This is a genomic window from Rhodococcus sp. WB9 (genome assembly GCF_007558985.1).
Classification (GTDB): domain Bacteria; phylum Actinomycetota; class Actinomycetes; order Mycobacteriales; family Mycobacteriaceae; genus Rhodococcus_F; species Rhodococcus_F opacus.
In genome coordinates this window covers 1069922-1088576 of record NZ_CP041769.1, presented here as the reverse complement: position 1 = coordinate 1088576, position 18655 = coordinate 1069922, and the positions used below count along the sequence as shown (strand labels likewise).

Annotated in this window: 21 protein-coding genes; 10 read left to right on the top strand and 11 right to left on the bottom strand. The window is 67.5% G+C overall.

Annotated features, from left to right (window positions below):
* Positions 1-4: 4 nt before the first annotated feature.
* Positions 5-1024 carry a hypothetical protein gene (locus FND50_RS05260; RefSeq protein ID WP_144284990.1) on the bottom strand — a complete coding sequence of 340 codons (1020 nt, stop codon included), beginning with the start codon at positions 1022-1024 and terminating at the stop codon, positions 5-7.
* A gap of 442 nt (positions 1025-1466) precedes the next feature.
* Here FND50_RS05260 and FND50_RS05250 point away from each other — a divergent pair, with 442 nt between their 5' ends.
* Complete coding sequence (locus tag FND50_RS05250) at positions 1467-2039, top strand: hemerythrin domain-containing protein (RefSeq protein ID WP_144284989.1); 573 nt, start codon at positions 1467-1469, stop codon at positions 2037-2039.
* 95 nt (positions 2040-2134) lie between these two features.
* The gene (locus tag FND50_RS05245; protein WP_144284988.1) at positions 2135-3082 is read left to right on the top strand and encodes a ScbA/BarX family gamma-butyrolactone biosynthesis protein; all 948 of its coding nucleotides are present in this window, start codon (positions 2135-2137) and stop codon (positions 3080-3082) included.
* Here FND50_RS05245 and FND50_RS05240 read toward each other — a convergent pair.
* Entirely contained in the window at positions 3079-3726 is a 648-nt protein-coding gene (locus tag FND50_RS05240) for a ScbR family autoregulator-binding transcription factor (protein ID WP_144284987.1), read from the bottom strand. The genes FND50_RS05245 and FND50_RS05240 overlap by 4 nt on opposite strands.
* Before the next feature lie 35 nt (positions 3727-3761).
* Here FND50_RS05240 and FND50_RS05235 point away from each other — a divergent pair, with 35 nt between their 5' ends.
* Complete coding sequence (locus FND50_RS05235; protein WP_144284986.1) at positions 3762-4739, top strand: NAD(P)-dependent oxidoreductase; 978 nt, start codon at positions 3762-3764, stop codon at positions 4737-4739.
* A 14-nt stretch (positions 4740-4753) separates the two neighbouring features.
* On the opposite strand, the gene FND50_RS05230 is transcribed toward FND50_RS05235, so the two are convergent.
* Positions 4754-5779, bottom strand: a complete 1026-nt coding sequence (locus tag FND50_RS05230) for a LacI family DNA-binding transcriptional regulator (protein WP_144284985.1) — start codon at positions 5777-5779, stop codon at positions 4754-4756.
* Between the two features lie 130 nt (positions 5780-5909).
* Between FND50_RS05230 and FND50_RS05225 the strand changes: the two genes are divergently transcribed.
* From FND50_RS05225 to FND50_RS05195, 7 genes are all read left to right on the top strand, one after another.
* The gene (locus FND50_RS05225) at positions 5910-6929 is read left to right on the top strand and encodes an asparaginase (RefSeq protein ID WP_144284984.1); all 1020 of its coding nucleotides are present in this window, start codon (positions 5910-5912) and stop codon (positions 6927-6929) included.
* 11 nt (positions 6930-6940) lie between these two features.
* Positions 6941-7822: a polysaccharide deacetylase gene (locus FND50_RS05220; RefSeq protein WP_005244664.1), complete on the top strand. Its 882-nt coding sequence runs from the start codon at positions 6941-6943 to the stop codon at positions 7820-7822.
* Positions 7823-7902: 80 nt separating this feature from the next.
* Positions 7903-9255: an MFS transporter gene (locus FND50_RS05215; protein WP_144284983.1), complete on the top strand. Its 1353-nt coding sequence runs from the start codon at positions 7903-7905 to the stop codon at positions 9253-9255.
* Positions 9256-9286: 31 nt separating this feature from the next.
* Complete coding sequence (locus FND50_RS05210) at positions 9287-10069, top strand: SDR family NAD(P)-dependent oxidoreductase (RefSeq protein WP_144284982.1); 783 nt, start codon at positions 9287-9289, stop codon at positions 10067-10069.
* A gap of 10 nt (positions 10070-10079) precedes the next feature.
* Positions 10080-10817 (top strand): SDR family NAD(P)-dependent oxidoreductase, encoded by a 738-nt coding sequence (locus FND50_RS05205; RefSeq protein ID WP_144284981.1) that lies wholly within the window; start codon positions 10080-10082, stop codon positions 10815-10817.
* Complete coding sequence (locus FND50_RS05200) at positions 10817-11470, top strand: hypothetical protein (RefSeq protein WP_260850910.1); 654 nt, start codon at positions 10817-10819, stop codon at positions 11468-11470. The genes FND50_RS05205 and FND50_RS05200 overlap by 1 nt, the downstream gene beginning before the upstream one ends.
* Positions 11471-11482: 12 nt before the next feature.
* Complete coding sequence (locus FND50_RS05195) at positions 11483-12277, top strand: hypothetical protein (protein WP_144284980.1); 795 nt, start codon at positions 11483-11485, stop codon at positions 12275-12277.
* On the opposite strand, the gene FND50_RS05190 is transcribed toward FND50_RS05195, so the two are convergent.
* The 8 genes from FND50_RS05190 to FND50_RS05160 are packed head-to-tail and all read right to left on the bottom strand — an operon-like array spanning position 12274 to position 18622.
* A complete protein-coding gene (locus FND50_RS05190) occupies positions 12274-12528 on the bottom strand; it encodes a HypC/HybG/HupF family hydrogenase formation chaperone (RefSeq protein WP_144284979.1) in 255 nt (84 codons plus the stop codon). The two genes, FND50_RS05195 and FND50_RS05190, sit on opposite strands and share 4 nt — an antisense overlap.
* A gap of 3 nt (positions 12529-12531) precedes the next feature.
* Positions 12532-13044 carry a hydrogenase maturation protease gene (locus FND50_RS05185; RefSeq protein WP_144284978.1) on the bottom strand — a complete coding sequence of 171 codons (513 nt, stop codon included), beginning with the start codon at positions 13042-13044 and terminating at the stop codon, positions 12532-12534.
* Positions 13045-13051: 7 nt separating this feature from the next.
* Entirely contained in the window at positions 13052-13171 is a 120-nt protein-coding gene (locus tag FND50_RS37725) for a DUF6893 family small protein (RefSeq protein ID WP_016884051.1), read from the bottom strand.
* Positions 13168-14577 (bottom strand): hypothetical protein, encoded by a 1410-nt coding sequence (locus FND50_RS05180; RefSeq protein WP_144284977.1) that lies wholly within the window; start codon positions 14575-14577, stop codon positions 13168-13170. Before FND50_RS05180 ends, FND50_RS37725 begins: the two co-directional genes overlap by 4 nt.
* A complete protein-coding gene (locus FND50_RS05175) occupies positions 14574-15221 on the bottom strand; it encodes a DUF6084 family protein (protein ID WP_144284976.1) in 648 nt (215 codons plus the stop codon). The genes FND50_RS05180 and FND50_RS05175 overlap by 4 nt, the downstream gene beginning before the upstream one ends.
* Positions 15218-15862, bottom strand: coding sequence for a DUF5947 family protein (locus tag FND50_RS05170; RefSeq protein ID WP_144284975.1), 645 nt, complete (start codon positions 15860-15862; stop codon positions 15218-15220). The genes FND50_RS05175 and FND50_RS05170 overlap by 4 nt, the downstream gene beginning before the upstream one ends.
* Positions 15862-16818, bottom strand: coding sequence for a NifU family protein (locus FND50_RS05165; RefSeq protein ID WP_186301240.1), 957 nt, complete (start codon positions 16816-16818; stop codon positions 15862-15864). Before FND50_RS05165 ends, FND50_RS05170 begins: the two co-directional genes overlap by 1 nt.
* 10 nt (positions 16819-16828) lie before the next feature.
* The gene (locus FND50_RS05160; protein ID WP_007300863.1) at positions 16829-18622 is read right to left on the bottom strand and encodes a nickel-dependent hydrogenase large subunit; all 1794 of its coding nucleotides are present in this window, start codon (positions 18620-18622) and stop codon (positions 16829-16831) included.
* Positions 18623-18655: the final 33 nt, after the last annotated feature.

Below are 18655 nucleotides of genomic sequence, written 5' to 3'. Positions count from 1 at the left end.
TGTTTCATGCTCCGTTCGCGTCGGATGCGGCACCGGGGCGCAGCCGGCCAGAACTCGACATGCGTTCCGCGAGGAACTCGAGCCCCAGCACGTCCGTCGCCTCGGCGTACCCGACCCGGTTGCCGACCTCGTAACGGAACAGACTCTGGCAACTGACGTAGGCGGGACTGAAGCTGTACCACGGTGCGCCCCCGACAGCGGTACCGAAGAATTCGTGTTTCTTGCCGCGGACGTCTACCGCGGTGATGTGGTTGTCGACAGCGATCAAGTCGACGCGGGAGGCCTCGACGGTCGCATGGGTGATCCCGAAGACTTCGCCGTCCTCGACGACGTAGCCGAAGCGCAGACCGTCGTAGAACACCTCACCGTTCCGGATGCCCAGGGCCATCCCCAGGTGCAGGCCGAAGTCGGGACCGAGCGTCACGTGGATCCAGGCGGCGCCACTGTGTCCGAGCTCCGCGCGCGGCCCCCAACTCCGGTCCATGCCGTCGAAGCAATCGACCTGGTACTCCTTCCCACGCAGTTCGAGGGTGCCGGTCACGTGCCCGATCATGTCGTAGTGCCCGTTGGCCCACACGTCACCCAGACCGGTGTCGATGGGGCCGTCCGTGCCGGCCACGAGCGGGTTCTGCGTGGCGTCGTGCACATCGAAAGGTTCGTGCAGGCCTTGGAATTGGAGGTCGAAACGACAGGCCCCGAGCGCGTTTTCGTACGACACACGGAAGTCGCGGGGAGCGTTCGTCGCCTCGAGACTCAAGCCGCTCTCGAGCGTGAACTTCGAGAACACCTCGGGGGCCGGTACATGCATTTGGGGGTCCGTGAAGTCGATCGCGTAGGGCTGGGTGCAGATACCGGAATGCACGACCACCGACGAGATGGTCGCCCCGACATTCGGCCGGGACAAAACATAAGCGTTGCCGAGGATTCCGGCCTCCGGAACAGAAAAGACCAAGACAATGGTCTCGGCCCAGGTACGAGCCGACGGCTCACTCGGGTGGTAATCCACATCAGCAGCGGTGATCACAACGGCTCCTCAATTTTCGCGGCGCAAGATCTGGTCATGGCGACCGTAAACATCACGATGTGATCGACGCTACAAATCCTGCCGGAATTACCCCGTACGGAATCGCGATTACTCCCTCCGGGTGAGGGGCCGAAGCACACGAGGAGCGGGGAGGTGCCCGGTCGCCTACGGCCGCGCACGCCGCGGTCCACTAGCGCGAACCGCGGACGTCCTGCACCGGTCAGGCGTCGGACGTCGCCATCGCCGCGGAACAGCATGAGCAGCAGCTGCGGAGACTGCAGCAGCCCGCTCCGTGACGGAGCGTGATCCGGCAGACGCACTCCTTCTCGGCTCACGCGCACGAATTCGGGCGCAATTTCGCGTGCGCGAACCGAGAAAGGGTGCCGGATTCCCAATTACCATGGCTGGTACCTGTTGTCGGTGGCTGGATCGGAGGCGGATCATGGCTGACATCATCGAGTTGATTTTCGACGACCACGAGTGGTTCCGACGACAGTTCGCCGCGCTGGACGAACTGAAGGCTCGCCGCCGGGTGGACATCACTGCCGTCGAGGCGGTGTGGACCCCGTTGGCGAAACGCCTGGATCTGCATGCCGCGGCCGAAGAGGAAATCTTCTATCCCCAACTTCTCCGCGTCGGCGAGGAGGCCGCGGAGGAGGAAACCCTCGACGCGATCGGGGACCACAACGACATCCGCGACGGCGTCCGTGTGGCGGCGGGGTATCCGATCCTCTCCGAGGAGTGGTGGGCGGCTGTCGGCCGAACGCGCCGGGCCAACGATGAGCACATGGCCGAGGAGGAACGCGAGGGGCTGGCAGATTTCCGGACCGCCCCAGCGGAACTTCGCGAATCGCTCGGGCGACGCTTCGCCGAGTACTTCCTCGTTCACCGTTCCACGAGGGATGTGGACACCTCGGACAAGGATCCGCAGGAGTACGTCCGGGAGGTCGAAGAGGGGCTCGACGAGGACAGCAGCGCGGGATCGCTTCGGATCGGAAGCTTGAAGGGCCGGTAACGACGCACTCCCCCACATCACAGACCGCGCGGTCTGTGTTCTATAGTTCGGCGGTCCGCGGCATCGGGCCGACCGGTTCTGTGGGGAGTGGGGTTGTGGCGCGAGTTTCCCGGCCGGTTCCCGATCTGCCCCCGCTGTCGTTCGAGCGGACCGTGCCGCGCAGGTATGTGCACCGGCAATCCGTGTCCGAGGTGTTCCTCACCGACTGCGTCCCGCTGCCGGAGCCGGATCGGTTCGTTCTCGCCGCGCAGTGGCCCCGGCTGCACGGCTTCTACCGCGCCCGAGGCGGGCGCTACGACACCATGCTGCTGGCGGAAACGCTCCGGCAGACCGCGATCTACCTGGGTCACACCCGCTACCGGGTCCCGTTGCCGAACCGGTTCGTCATGCAGCACCTGCAGGTTTCCGCGATGCCGGACGCGCTCGAGGTCGGTGTCGCGGCTGCCGACGTGATCGTCGAGGTCGCCGTGTCGCGGCACGCCTACCGGGGCGACGCGCTCGCAGCGTTCCGCGTCGACCTCCGGTTCCGGTGCGGCGGGCAGCAGGTCGGCGCCGCTACCGGCGACGCGGCCATCTTCCCGCCGGCCGCGTACGCACGCGCCCGGTGGGGTGATCGCGGGCCGCGGACCGTCGGGGCGCCCCGGTGCCCGGACCCCGTCCGATCCGGTCTGGTCGGTCATCTCGACGACGCGCACGTGGTCCTCGGGCCGCAGCGCGCCCGGGACGAGTGGGAGTTGCGGGTCGACACCGCACACCCCGTCCTGTTCGACCATCCGTGTGATCACATTCCCGGGATGCTGCTGTTCGAGGCGATCCGGCAGGCGGCCCGTGCCCGGCTCGGGCTCCCGGACGCGCACCTCGCGTCCCTGGGAGCCACGTTCCACCGTTTCGCCGAACTCGACGAACGGACCACGATCCGGCTGGACGCGGTGGACGACGGTGCGTTGTCCGTCACCGGGTCGATACGGCAGGGCGGCGTGGCGGTCGTGCGCGGAACCGCGGCGCTCGCACCTACCGCGGTGAGCGCATGTGCGGGCAGCTAGTCGGCGTCGTCCGGTATCCAGCGGGCCCGCCGGACCCGGGCGATGTCCAGGTGCCGGGTCGCGGGCATGATCCCCGGAAGCAGGAACCCCCACATGTCGTCGACGCGCTGCTCGAGGTCGGTGCGCTGCGTCAGCACCTGGGAGACGGTCTGGACACCGGTGAACGCACCGATGACGAACCGTGCCAGCCTCGGCGGGTCGATGTCCGCGAGGAGGTCCCCCTGCTCGACGGCTCGTGTGGCGAGCATCTCGCAACTGTTGATCCAGTCGAGATAGGGGTCCGCGGGGCCCTGGTCGTCGGCGCTGAGTTCGAGGGTGATCCGGATACCGGCCCGCACGATCGGGTCGTTCACGATCTGCCGGGCCATCTCGTGACACAGCATCACGATCTGCTCGATCGCCGACACCGGCTCGCGGCCGATCGCCTCGACCGACGCGATGGAGATCCGGTGTTGCTCACCGATGATGAAACGCGCCAGATCCTCTTTCGAACGGAAATGGAAGTACAAGGCCCCCTTCGTGATTCCGGCGTTCTCGACGATGTTGCCGAGTCTGGCTCCTTCGAAACCCGACTTCTCGAACATCTCCGCCGCCCCGCGGACGATCTGCTGTCGAGTCGCCGCAGCACGCGCCTGCTGAACCACGTTCACACCTTTCCCTGCCGCACGAGAGAAGAACGATGACGATGCAAGGACGGAACACTCGCCCGTTGCCCGGAGAGACGGTACCAGCGTCGACCGTGTCGGAGAATGGCCGAACACCGTCGGCCCCGTTGCGTGTCGCGGTCGTGGGAGCGACGGGCTTCGTCGGATCCACCGTCGCGACGGCGTTGGCAGCGGCCGGAATCCACTGCATCGCGGTCGCTCGCGGCCCGCAGCATCCGGACATACCGGGCGTGGTGTTCGCGCGTGCGGATCTGACCGACCCGGGAAGTCTGACGGCGGCGCTCGCCGGAGCCGATGTGGTGATCCACGCCGCCTCCTACACCGGGACCGACCCGGCGCACTGCGCCGCCGTCAACGTCGAGGGCACCGAAAATCTGCTGGCCGCCGCGGCCCGGAACGGCGTCGGCCGGGTGATCTACGTCAGCACCATCGGCGTGTACGGGTCCGGGCCGCACAGCGGAATCGGTGAGAACGAGGCCGCGCCCGTGCCCGTCTCGGCGCTGAGCGCGAGCAGGCTCGCCGCCGAACACCGGGTCCTCGCCCACGGCGGCTGCGTCGTCCGGCCCGGCTTCGTCCACGGCCCCGGCGACCGTTGGTTCGTTCCCGGCCTCATCCGGATCCTCGAGGCATTGGGGGCCTGGATCGACGAGGGACGATCCCGGATCTCGATCATCGCAGTGCACGATCTCGCCCGGCTCCTCGCCGCCCTCGCCGCGCAGCCTTCAGCGCGCCCCGGCGACGTGTTCCATGCCTGCCACCCCGACCCCGTGACCGTCCGCGAACTCGGGGAGGCACTCGCGAACGCGGGTCGTCTCCGGCTGCCGGCCACGAGTCTCACCTTCGGCGAAGCGACGACCGTCGGCGCCCGGCGCGGCCTCACCGACCGACACCTCGACCTGATCGGCCGCGACCATTGGTACGACCCGACCCGCCTCTGGACCGCCACGGGTTCGACCGTCGGCCACGGTCCCCTGGAGCACTTCCCGGCGTGACGGGTTCCGTCCGCTTACAGGCGGAAGTCCGTCGACGCCCGCTCGACGAGTTCCGGAGCCAGCCGCTCGGACGTCACCTCGGCGCCGCCCAGCAGTTCGACGAGTTTCTGGACGCTGCGCCGGCCCATTGCGTGCATCGGTGACCGGATCGTCGTCAGGGCGACGGTGATCTCGGCGGACAGCGGAATGTCGTTGTAGCCGATCACCGCGACGTCCCGGCCCACTTCGCGTCCCGCGTCGCGCAGGGCGCCGTACGCACCGATCGCGGCGAAGTCGTTGGTCGCGAAGATCGCCGTCAGGGCGGGCTCGCGGGCGAGCAGTTCCACTGCGCCGAGGCGCCCGCCTGCCGCGTCGAATCCCGTGTAGACGATGTTCTCTTCGGGCACGGGACATCCTGCCGCCGCGAAGTTTTCGGCGAAACCGCCGGACCGGTCGACGGTCGTGCTGGCGAACGGCAGACCGGCGATGATGCCCACCCGTTCGTGGCCGCGGTCGAGGAGGTGCCGGGCGGCGAGGGTGCCCCCTGTTCGATCGTCGCAGGTCACCGACGGGTACTCACCCGAACGCCGGGAGACGAGCATGAACGGTGTTCCCCGTTCGGCGACGCTGTCGAGGAAGCGGTGGTCCATGTGCGCATCGCCGAAGATGAGTCCGTCCACTCGCCGCGCCAGGAGCATGTCGGTGCGTGCGGACTGATTGTCCGGATCGTCGAGGGAGTTCGTGACGAACGTGGACAGGCCGGCCTCCTCGGCCGCTTCCTCGATCCCCTCGTACACGGTGGCGAGCACGTAGTCGGACAGCCTGGGGACGAGGACGCCGATGAGGTTGCTGCGGTTGGTGCGCAAACTCGCGGCGTGCGGGTTCGGCCGGTAGCCGAGACTGTCCGCCAGTGCGCGGATGCGTTCGGTGGTCGCGGCCGACGCGGCGCGCACTCCGGGTTCGGTGGTTCCGTTCAGCACACGCGACACCGTCGAGACATGGACGCCCAGCTCGTCGGCGATCAGGCGCAGTGTGGCGCGCGGCTTCTTCGGATTCCCCACGATGTCGATCCTTCCACGCCGTGTAAACGCTGTGAAACGTAACCCGGGCCCTCTTGACACGTGGCCGCCGTCACGAATCTAATGTACCCAAACGTTTGAGCCAAACGTTTGCGCAACCCGAAGGGAAGTCATGAGCAAGGTTGTCGTGCTGGGCACGGGCGGGACCATCGCGTCCCGGAACGACCCGGCCGGAAAGGCCGTGGCCTCCGATCACGTGTCGGCGTTACTCGACGCGGCGGGCACGTCCGCTCCGACGGACGTCGAGATCGAGGGCCGCGACATTCTCACCACGGGTAGCTACCTGCTGACACCGGCCGATCAACTCGTCATCGTGCGCGAGATCGTGGCCGCACTCCGCGACCCGTCGGTGTCCGGCGTGGTGGTCACGCACGGAACGGACACGATGGAGGAGACCGCGTACCTGCACGAACTCCACCACGCCGATCCGCGTCCGGTCGTGTTCACCGGTGCGCAGATTACGGCGGGCGAGCCGGATTCCGACGGGCCGCGCAACGTGCGGGACGCGATCACCGTCGCCGCCGACCACCGCGCCCACGACCTCGGCACGACGATCGCGTTCGACGGCCGGCTCTTCACGGCCGCCGGGACGCGCAAGAGACACACCACCGCACTGGACGCGTTCGACAACGGCGCGACCGGACCTCTCGGCCGGATCGTCGACGGAGTCCTGACGCTCTTCGCCAGACCGGTTCGTCCCCAGCCTCTTCCGATACCGGACGCGCTCCCCCGGGTCGACATCGTGGCCGTGCATCCGGGCGCCGACCGGGCCCTGCTCGACGCCGCCGTCGACGCGGGTTCCCGCGGAATCGTGCTGGAGGCGACGGGGATCGGCAACGCGAACAAGACGTTCGTGGACGGAGCCCGCGACTGCATTGCGGCCGGTATCCCGGTGGTCGTCGCCACGCGCGTCGCCGACGGAGACATCGTTCCCCGCTACGGAAACGGTGGCGGCGCCGACCTCGCCGAGGTCGGCGCGCTCACTGCCGGTCTCCTGCGGCCGGCGCAGGCCCGGGTCCTGCTCGCCGCGGCAGTCGCCGTGTCCTCACCCTCGGACGTCGCCGACGTCGTCCGCACCCATACCCACCCCACCGTGGTGCCCCACGCCACGGCGAACCAGACCGACCAGTAGGAGAGGTACGCATGTCCAAGAAGATCTACGTCAACTTCGGAGTCGACGTCGACGCCGTCGCAGGATGGCTCGGCTCGTACGGCGGAGAAGACTCCCCCGGCGACATCTCCCGCGGCATGTTCGCCGGTGAGGTGGGCGTGCCTCGCCTGGTGAAGATGTTCGACAAGTACGACATCACCACCTCCTGGTTCGTGCCCGGCCACTCCATCGAAACGTTCCCCCGCGAAATCGAGCAGGTCGTCGCGGCCGGGCACGAGATCGGCATCCACGGATACAGCCACGAGAACCCGATCGCGATGACGCGCCAGCAGGAAACCGACATCCTCGATCGCAGCATCGAACTGATCGAATCGTTCACCGGCAGCAAGCCCACCGGATACACGGCGCCGTGGTGGGAATTCTCCAAGGTCACCAACGAACTGCTCATCGAGCGGGGCGTCAAGTACGACCACTCCCTCATGCACAACGACTTCACGCCGTACTACGTGCGCGTCGGCGATTCCTGGTCGAAGATCGACTACAGCCAGCCGGCCGAGACGTGGATGAAGCCGCTCGTGCGCGGCCAGGAGACCGATCTGGTGGAGATCCCGGCCAACTGGCTGCTCGACGATCTGCCGCCGCAGATGTTCATCAAGTCCAGCCCCAACAGCCACGGCTTCGTCAGCCCGCGGCACCTCGAGGAGATGTGGCGGGACCAGTTCGACTGGGTCTACCGCGAGATGGACTACGCGATCTTCCCCGTCACGATTCACCCCGACGTGTCGGGCCGGCCGCAGTCGCTGCTGATGCTCGAACGCCTCATCGAGTACATCAACCAGCACGACGGCGTCGAGTGGGTGACGTTCGACCACATGGTGAACGACTTCAAGGAACGCTTCCCGCGCCAGAGCTGATTTGAAGGGCGGTGGGGTGCAGGCCCGCACTCCCACCGCCGCCCCCAGCATCCGACATCATCAGTCCCGGAAGGACACCCATGAGCCAGACAGCCGAGGGAATCCCAGTATCGCAAACCGGCGGTCCCACCAAGCAACTCCCCCGCTTCAGCATCCGCGAAACCCGTAAGTCCACGATCATCGCGTTCCTCGCCTGGACGGTCGCGGTCTACGACTTCATCCTGTTCGGCACCCTGCTCCCCCGGGTCAAGGAGGACTTCGGCTGGAGTTCCTCGCACGCGCTGCTCATCTCCACGTTCGTCAGCATCGGGACGGCGATCGTCGTGCTCGGCGTCGGCCCGCTCGTCGACCGGCTCGGACGACGCAAGGGCATGATGATCACCGTAGGCGGCACGGCGCTGTCCTCCGCCGCGACAGCCGCCTCGGGCGGTGCGTTCAGCCTCGTCGCCGCGAAGTCCATCGGCGGCATGGGACTGTCCGAACAGGCCGTGAATGCCACGTATCTCAACGAAATCTACGCGGTCTCCGAGAGTGACGCCGTGCGCAAGCACCGCGGATTCATCTACTCGTTCGTCCAGACCGGATGGCCCCTCGGCGCACTCCTCGCCGCCGGATTCGTCGCCTTGATGGGTTCGATCGTGGGACCGGACGACTGGCGCATCGTCTTTCTCGTCGCCACCCTCCCCGCCCTGGTCATCGCGTTCGTCTGCGCACGGCTGAAGGAGTCGCCGCAGTTCGATCTCCAGGATCGGATTCGCCGGCTGCGCAAGGCCGGAAAGTCCGACGAGGCCCGGGTCCTGGCCGAGGAGTACGGCATCGAGCATTCCGAATCGAGCTCGCTCGCCCGGATCTTCCACGGCGCCAACCGCCGCAACACGATCGTCCTGTCGCTCGCGTGGATGGTCAACTGGTTCGGCATCCAGACGTTCAGCGTGCTGGGCACGACGGTCCTCGAGGACGGCAAGGGCTTCTCGGGTAACTTCACGCTGCTGCTCGTCGTGTTCGCCAACGTCGTCGGCATCTTCGGGTACCTCTTCCACGGCTGGGCGGGAGACCGATTCGGACGCCGCAACGCGATCGTGGCCGGCTGGATAGTCGGCGGAATCCTGTTCGCGCTCATGCTGCTCGGGCCGTCGTCCGCGGCATTCGTCCTGCCCACCTACATGTTCGGCCTGTTCTTCCTCCTCGGCCCGTACTCGGCGATGAACTTCTTCATGGCCGAGTGTTACACCACCGATTGCCGAGCCACCGGTGCCACGTTCATCGGCGCCATGAGCCAACCGGGCGCGATCATCGGCGGCTTCCTCCTCACCGCCATGGTGTCGGCCAACGTGGGGTTCGGTACCGCGGCGTTCTGGGTCGGCGCTCTCGGCACCTTCGCGTCCGGCCTCGTGATGCTGTTCGCCAAGAAGGTCGCGATCACCGCCGGATAGCGGTGTATCCCGCACTACGACAGGAACTTTCATGCTCAATCCGTTCGACAATCTGAAGGACCGGGTCGCCGTCGTCACCGGCGCGGCCAGCGGCATCGGCCGCGAGACCGCGGTCGCGTTGGCCGAGGTGGGTGTCCGGGTGGTCATCGGCACCTTCCCCGGCGACCCCCACGACCCGAAGGAGACGCTGCGCCGCGTCGAGAGCGTCGGCGGCGACGGCGTGATCCACGACGTCGACGTGCGGTCCACCAGCGAGGTCGAGGCGTTCACCGAGCGGGCACTGACAGAATGGGGGCGGCTCGACTTCGCCGTCGCGAACGCCGGTGTCCTACGCAAGAACGCGATCGCCGAACTCGACGACGCCGCCTGGTCCGACATGCTGCAGGTCGATCTCACCGGTGTGATGCGGACCCTGCGCGCCGCCGCCACCCGCATCGACGGGCCGGGCTCGCTGATCTCCATCTCCTCGATCGCGGGCGGCGTCTACGGGTGGGGCGAGCACGCGCACTACTCGGCCGCCAAGGCCGGCGTGCTCGGTCTCAGCCGCGCCCTCGCCGTCGAACTCGCGCCGCGCGGGATCCGCTCCAACGCCATCGTTCCGGGCCTGATCGAGACTCCGCAGTCGTCCGATCCGGTCAATTCACTCGGCCCCGACGGTCTGGTGGCGGCCGGGGCGAAGATTCCGTGGGGACGCGTCGGGACGGCCGCCGAGATCGCGACCGTCATCCGGTTCCTCGTCAGCGACGAATCACGCTATCTCACCGGGCAGTCCATCGTCGTCGACGGCGGCCTCACCACCAAGATGCAGGACTAGGAGAACGATCATGGGAGTTCTAGACGGTAGACGGGCGCTGGTCACGGGCGGAGCCAGCGGTATCGGCCGCGCGATCGCCGAGGCGTATCTCGCCGAGGGCGCAGACGTGATGATCGCCGATGTCGACGAAGCGGCGGCGCAGCTGACGGCGAAAGAACTCGGGGCCACGGCCGCCGTCCGAGTCGACGTCGCGGACGAGGAGTCGGTGCGCGCGGCCTACGCCGGCGCCGTCGAAGCACTCGGACGCGTGGACGTGCTCGTGAACTCCGCGGGGATCCTCGAGGAATCCGAGGTCGCCGACATGTCACTCGACTTGTGGTGCCGCACGATCGACATCGACCTGACCGGGATGTTCCTGATGTGCCGGGCCGCTGTTCCGGCGATGGTGGCCGCGGGCGAGGGGCGCATCGTCAACATCGCGTCGCAACTCGGGATCAAGGGCGGGGTGGGACTCGCGCACTACGCGGCCGCGAAAGCCGGGGCGATCGCGCTCACCAAATCGCTGGCACTCGAAGTGTCGCAGCACAACGTCCTGGTCAACGCCATCGCGCCGGGGCCGATCGAGACCCCGCTCGTCGACGGCATCACCGAGGACTGGAAGGTCGCCAAGCGGGCGGAACTGCCCCTGGGCCGATTCGGACTACCCCGGGAGGTGGCACCCACCGCCGTGCTCCTCGCGTCCGACCCCGGCGGGAACCTGTACGTGGGCCAGACCCTCGGCCCGAACAGTGGGGACGTGATGCCCTGATGTGTGGCGGATGCCCGGGAGCGAAGGCGGGCGACTGGCTGAGCCCGGTCATCCGCACACACACTCAGCGGGAGGCGGTGGCCCGGCTCGTCGGGTCGGCCGCGGCGCGGGTCCGCTCCACCCCCAGCGGCTGGACCGTGGCCTCGCCCACCGGGCGGACGATGGTCGCGGCGACGATGACCGAACTGTGGTCGGGCCTGCTGGCGTGCGGGCAGCCCGAACCCACCTGGGAAGACATGCGTCTGCCGGAGTCATTCGACGAGCCGGAGCCGCTCCCCGACCGGCGGACACCCCTGTCGGTAACCGCCGACACGCCTGCCCTGGCCCGGCAGCAGGTCGGGCAACATCTCGCTGCGCCCCACTGCTTCCACGTGCGAGTCGCCGAGGTGCACGACGGCACCGGAACACCCACCGCCGTCCTCGAATTCGACTCCGCCACCCGCGGCGCGATCGTGCTGTCCGGCATGCTGGCCCACGGCCGCGGAGACGGACGCGGCCTGGACGCCCGCATCACTCTGGCCGACTCGGTGGTCACCCTCCAGACCTGGGACGGGCACGGACTCGGATTCGCCGTCGCACCGAACGTCCCGTCTTCGTCCGCCGACCACCGCACGAGGTGTATACCCAGATTGAGGATCATGTCCCCCACCTGACGGAGTGTCGAGATGGCCCTTCACACCGAGATCATCGTGGACACCGAAGGCGACAGCCGCGTAGTGGTGCTGTATCCGGTGATGTGGCTGTTCGTCGCGGTGCTGGTCACGTTCGTCGTCACCCGGATCATCACCCGCCGGATCCGCGCGAAAACGGGAGCAGCGGACGCGGACGAGGCGGTGGAGCCGGAAGGCGGTCTGATCGGCGACATCACCGTCGGCGGCGTGCACGTCCACCACCAGGTGCTCGGGATCCTCCTCATGACCCTCGCCGGAGTGGCGCTCATCGCCACCACCCCGGAGGGCACGGCGCTGAACATCTTCGCGGCGGCGTTCGGGGTCGGCCTCGCGCTCACGTTCGACGAGTTCGCGCTGTGGGTGCACCTCGACGACGTGTACTGGAGCACCGCCGGCCGGAAGTCGGTGGACGCGATCTTCTGCGCGCTGATGATCACCGGCCTGATGATCGGCGGCGCCGAACTCGTGACCGGACGGATCGGCACCACCGAATGGTGGGTGTCGATCGGGTACCTGTTCGTCACGCTCGGCATCTCGGTGATCTGCCTGCTGAAGGGCAAGTTCGTCACGGGGATCGTCGGGGTCGTGTTCCAGCCGGTCGCGATCGTCGGCGCGATCCGCCTGGCCAAGCCGGATTCCTGGTGGGCGGTGCGCCGCTACCGCACCCGGCCGAAGCGGCTGGCCCGCTCCGAGGCACGGTTCGACGAGCGCTACCACGCGCGCTGGAACCGGGCCCGCGACTTCGTCGCCGGGACGCCGGACCCCCATCACGCCGGGACGCAGGGCTAACTCTCGTCCGCCGTCCGCGAGCGCCCCATCATCTCCAGACCCGCCATCGCCTTCTCCGCGCCCGCCTCGTCCACCTTCTCCATCGCGAAACCCATGTGGATGACGATCCAGTCGCCCGGTTCCAGGCGGACGTCCTCGGGGAGCATCCCGACGTTCACCTTGCGTTGCTCACCGACGACGTCGACGAGCGCGAGCTGGTTGCCGTAGCCCTCCAGCATGCGCACCACCTGACCGGGAATACCGAGACACATGATTCAGCCCTCCGTCCTGTCCGGTTGCAGCGTTGCCGCGGACTCGGACTCCAGCAGTTGATCCACGATCTCGAACACCGTGTCGACGGCCGCGTCGACGGCGGCCTGGACCCGCGGTGAGAGCCCGATTCCCTCAGCGGTGTTCTCCACCTGGCAGCCGAGGACCACGGTTCGCGGAAGGGTTCCGCCGAGCGCGCGCAGACTCGCGAACACCGCCCCCGGATCCATGCTGTGCGCGTCGAGCGGCGCCGCCGCGGCGGTATCCGGACCCACCTCGAATGCCCTCAACACCCCCGGCTCACCTCGATCGGGGACGGCATCGACGAGCAGCAGCGCACCCCACCCGTCTAGCAGTTCGTACGCCAGATGTGTTCCGCGGATGCCGAAATCGACGGCGCGGACTCCCGGCGGCAGCGACCTCGTCGCGACACCGCGCAGCACCTCGGGACCGAATCCGTCGTCGCCGAAGAAGATGTTGCCCACACCGGCAACCAGAACCCGCCTGCCCACCGTCACGTGCGACTCACATTTTCCGGATACGCAGATATCGTCTGATGTCGGGAATCGCGATGACGGCGACCGCAACGCCCGCGACCGCGACCAACGCCAGAGCCGCGGTGGTCATCTCTCCGAGAATCTTCATGGCTGTCCATCCTTTCCGGTGTCTGCCGAGACCGGCTCCACCTCGTCCGGGGCGAAGTACAGATACCGCCCGTACCACTCGTGCAACTCCGACGCAGGGTCGTCCACCAGCACGACGCCGACGTGGGTGCCACCGTCGACGTCGGCGTGCACGGTCACCACGCGAGCCAACTGTCCCGCGAAGAACAGGTCCTGGGCGTCGGCGCGCCGCGACGGGTGGATCCGCACGACGGTGCCCTTCGCCACCCGGACGCCGTTCACGACCACGCCGTCGACGTCGGGACGTACGGCGGTGTCGGCGTCCGGATCCCACCACGGCAGGTCGTCGGTCAATTCCGGGACGAGACCCATGTCGGGGAGGCCGCGCTCGGCGACGTCGGGGTCCGGGAAGTGCGGGTTTCGCAGGACGCCGTGCATCTGGGCGAGCGTCGCCGGCGACATCTGCTCGCAGCGGTCGATGATCTGGGCGGCGAGAGGATCGGTGGCGCGGGCCTGACGCTTCTCCTCCTCGGTGAGCGTCATGACCCTCAGCGTGAGGATCTCGTCGATCTCCGTGGCGTCGAACAGGGCGCCGTCGCTCTGCTCGGCCACTTCCGGGTGGTCGTACAGGATGATCGGCGACACCAGGACGAGGTCCGTCTCCCCCGGCAGCCCGGCCAGCACGGGGTAGCAGCGTTCCTGCCTGCAGGTCGACGCGAGTTGCGCGGCGTCGTCGGGCGGCTCGAGCAGGGACACGAACTCGGCGTCCTCCGCAGCCAGCATCAGGTGCGCACCGATCAGCGAGTGCCTGATGGCCGAATCCTTCGACCACGTGCCGATCGCGTCGATCTTCACGTTTTCGATCGACACCCGCAGCAGGTCCAATCCGCCGTGCCGGTCACTGCCGACCCGGACGACGGCGCGCAGCGGCCATCTGGTCCGCACCACGCGCCCGGCGAGGGTGCCGTCGTCCTCGCGCAACTCCTCGACGTCCACTCCACCCTCGACGTCCACATCGAGCCTGCAGTCCTCGAGCTCCTCGCCCGGGTACGCCGCACCCAGGTCGATCTCGCGTTCCACCGCCTCGTCCCACGACAGCCAGCTGCGGCCGGCGACGGTGAGTTCACCGACCGGTTCGAATCCGGACCCGACGGCCTTCTCGACCTCACGCACCTGCAGTTGCAGGAAACGGACGGTCACGCAGACGCCGGGCCGCTGACCCGGGTGTGGGCGCATCAGCGTCTGACAGGACAGCCGCGGTTCCTCGCCGACTCCCGATTCCGCCGCACCCGGCGGCCCGAGGACGCCGAACTGCCACCGCGACTGGTTCTTCGACGAACTCGCGCGATACGGATACAGCAGGTAGCCCTCGTAGAGCACCGCGTCGGCGACGGCTCGTACACGCTGCAGGGACGCCGGGGAGATCACGCGATCACCTCCCCGGCTCCCTGCAGCAGGTTTGCGATGGCGACGTCCAGTCCGAGCAGTCCGTGTGCTGCCTTGTATTTCGCCAGTGCCGCCAGTGTGTCGTGGTCGAGACGGACCCACCCCGTGTTCGGGTAGTGCGCCTGGACGAGTTCGCGCCACACGGCGACCGGCAGATCGAACGTCGATTCCCGGTCCCAGGGGATCCGTTCCACCCCGAACCCGGCGACCCCCCGCGTGAAGACCGTTCCGCTGAACAGGAACACCAGCGGCACCGTCGACCCGTCCTGATCCAGGGCGTGCAGATACTTCGAGGCGGTCACCTCGAAGTCGTACGTGCACGGCAGCGGCAACTCCACCACACTCGACCCGGTGAACCCCTGGGCCACGGTGCCGGTCTGCATCCACTGGAACGGTTTGAGCGTGGCCGTCCACCGTTCGCGGGGCCCGAACAGATCGAGGAGACCCTCCGCCTCGCCGTCCGTGTAGCGGCGGCGTTGCGGGTCGATGCGGACCTGGCACCGGACGGCCATCGCATGCACGGCGGCACCGCTCGACTCCGTCACCACCACGCGCGCAGTGAGATTCGGCGCAACCGCGAACGGTTCCGGGAACACGTCTTCGACGTGGAACGACAACTCGGTCACGTCGGCTCCTTCGCGACGCGACTGCGCGCACGCACCGTCTCGAAGAACGTGTCGATGACCCGGCGCGCGTCCTGGCCGCCGTCGAACCCCCGCCACACCTGCCGCAACTCGCCCACCAACTGGTAGCAGGCGTCGATGGGGACGAGATAGCACTCGGGATCGCCGTCGCCGTGCTCGGGAACCCGCAGCAACAACGCTTCGGTATCGGCGGCGAGTTGGCCGAGCGCCGGGTTGGCCGCGAGCACGCCGTCCCAGGCGTCGAGGGGCAGTTCCGATTCGGTGGCGCCCGCCGGACCGGGATAGAACGCGACGGTCTTGGCCAGCAGTGAGTTCCGGAACACGAACGCGAGCCCGACGGGGATCTCCAGTTCGTCCCAGCGTCCGGGTGCGAGTTCGAAGTTCGGAAACGACAGGTAGCGTTCCGGGACGGCCCGGAAGCGCAGTTCCGCGCTCTCGTCGGTGAACAGCAGGTAGCACCCGCGGCACACGCACATCAGTTGCCGGTCCTGGACGTTCACGACGTGCTGATGGGCGTCGGCGATCGGCACGGCGCACATGTCGCACCGTTCCCCGACCACCGGTTTGGGTCGCTCGGACGCGATGCGCTGCAGGATGCGCAGCCCGTTCCCCGAAGGGCTCATCACGCCACCTCCGCGGCGGGCACCGCGACGGAGACGACGCCGTCACGCACGAGGACCGGAAGCGGCGACAGCGTTTCGGCGTCCGCGTCAGCGTCCAGACGGAGTCCTGCCCGGCGCGGGTCGAAGTGCGCCCGGCACGACGGACAGCGCAGCACCGCGTCCCCCACCTGCCCGCCCGCCTTTCGTTGCAGGGTGGCCCCGGCCAGCGAGTTGGTGCAGGCGGCGCAGCGGTCGCGGTAGGCGAACAGCTGCTCCCCGATCCGGCACACGAGAATCGGGAGCCCGGCGACGGCGAACCCGGCCACCTCCCCGGGCGCGAGGTCCTCGAGTTCGGGCACCGAGATCCACGTCCCCGTGCCACTCGACCCGTCCGTTCCGTTCGGATGAACATGGGAGAACAGCGATTCCGCGGCAATCAGCCCGGAGCCGGCCGCGGGGGTGGCACCCACCACCTCGATGTCCACGGTCTCCGGTGCCGCCGCCAGCACGGCGTCCTTGACGGCGAGTTCCAACGTCACCGCCGAGGACGGGCAGCTCTGACAACTGCCGGTCAGCCGAAGCCGCACCACACCGTTCACCACACCGAGCAGTTCGACGTCACCGCCGTGGGATCCCAGATAGGGGCGCACACTGTCGAGTGCGGTGGCGACCCTCGTCTCGACGTCGTGCGGATGGAGCCCGTTCACCAGCAGCAGGCTCGCGACGAGTTCGTCGGCGGCCAGTCGTTCGACGAGGTCGTCGTCGCGGGCACCAATGATCTCGAGGACGCGCTGCAACCCGGCGCCGTAGAGTTCGACCACCTCGCGGACCAGTTGCTCGGCGCGATCACGTGCCACCGAGCCACCTGTCGAACTCGCGTCCAACAGGCTGTCGATCCTCTCGCCGGCTGTCCGCCACCGATCGGGGTCGTCTCCTACTTCGTCACTCCCCCACGTCTCCGATCCGCCACTCTCCATGCGTACCCCGTCACTCGCCGGTCACGGACTGGGTGGGAGAATGCAGCTTCTCCAGCGTCTTTCCCTCACCGAGATACATGTGCACACCGCAGGGCAGGCAGGGATCGAAACTGCGGACGGTCCGCATGATGTCGATGCCCTTGAAGTGCTCCCGGTCGTTCTCCTCGAAGATCGGCTGACCCTGCACCGCGTCCTCGTACGGCCCCGGCGTACCGAAGCTGTCGCGGGGGTTGGCGTTCCACGGCGTCGGCGGATACGGGTGGTAGTTCGCGATCTTGCCGTCGCGAATCACCATGTGGTGCGACAGGACTCCGCGCACCGCCTCCGTGAAGCCGCAGCCGATTCCCTCGTCGGGGACCTCGAACTTCTCCCACGTCTTCGTGTGTCCGGCCCGGATCTCGGCGAGCGCCTTCTCCGCGAAGTGCAGTGCACACGCCGCGGCGTACGCCTGGAAGTAGGTCCGCGCCCGGTCACGCTCGATCGTGTTGCTGCCGTACTGCGGGATCTTCCACTCGAACTCGACCGGGCCCTTCAGCGCGGTCTTCGGCAGGTTGATCTTCACGCTGTGACCGGTCGACTGCACGTACCCGATGTCGACGAGGCCGGCGAGGGCAGTACTCCAGAGCCGGGCCAGCGGCCCACCGCCGGTGTCCAGCGCAAGGTGATCGGTGCCGTCGAACCACCGCGGCGACATCACCCAGCTGTACTTGTCCTCCATGTCACGTTTCTGCGGGTGCGGGTTGGTGTGCTGGTTCCACGGATGCCTGCGGTCGACCGGGTTTCCGAGCGGATCGTTCTTCACGAACATCTCCTGATCGGTCCAGTCGTCGTAATACGAACTGCCCAGCAGGATTCGGATACCCAGATTGATGTCGACGAGGGACGTCGTGACCAGTTTTCCGTCCACCACGATGCCGGGCGTCACGAACATGGCCCGTCCCCACTTCTCCATGTCCTTGTAGGAGAAGTTGCACACCGCGGGATCCTGGAAGGACCCCCAGCAGCCGAGGAGCGTCCGGCGCAGGCCGACCTTCTCGTAGCCGGGCATCGCCTCGTAGAAGAAGTCGAACAGGTCGTCGTGCATGGGGACGACCTTCTTCATGAACTCCACGTAGCGCATCAGACGCGTCGTGTAATCGGTCATCAACTGGATCGTCGCGACGGTGCCCACGCCACCCGGATACAGGGTGGACGGATGGACGTGCCGACCTTCCATGAGGCAGAACATCTCTCGCGTCCACCGGCTGACCTGCAACGCCTCCCGATAGAACTCACCGGTGAACGGGTTGAGCGAACGCATGATGTCGGCGATGGTCTTGTAGCCGTGCTCACCGGCGTGCGGCGCCTCGGTCTTCTCGGCCTGCGCGAGCACCCCCGGATTGGTCTCGGAGACCATCTTCTCGCAGAAGTCCACACCGACGAGGTTCTCCTGAAAGATGTTGTGGTCGAACATGTATTCCGCGGCCTCGCCGAGGTTGACGATCCACTCGCCGATGTGCGGCGGCTGCACGCCGTAGGCCATGTTCTGGGTATAACACGAACACGTCGCATGATTGTCACCACAGATACCGCAGATGCGGCTCGTGATGAAGTGGGCGTCGCGCGGGTCCTTACCCTTCATGAAGATCGAATAGCCGCGGAAGATCGACGAGGTGCTGTGGCACTCCACGACTTCCTTCTGCTTGAAGTCGATCTTCGTGTAGATGCCCAGGCTGCCCACGATGCGCGTGATCGGATCCCACGCCATCTCGACCAGGCCGTCGGATTCCGACTTGTGCGAAGGTTCCGGAATGATCGTTGTCATCGACGTACCTCTCAGTGTTCGAGGCCGGCGGAC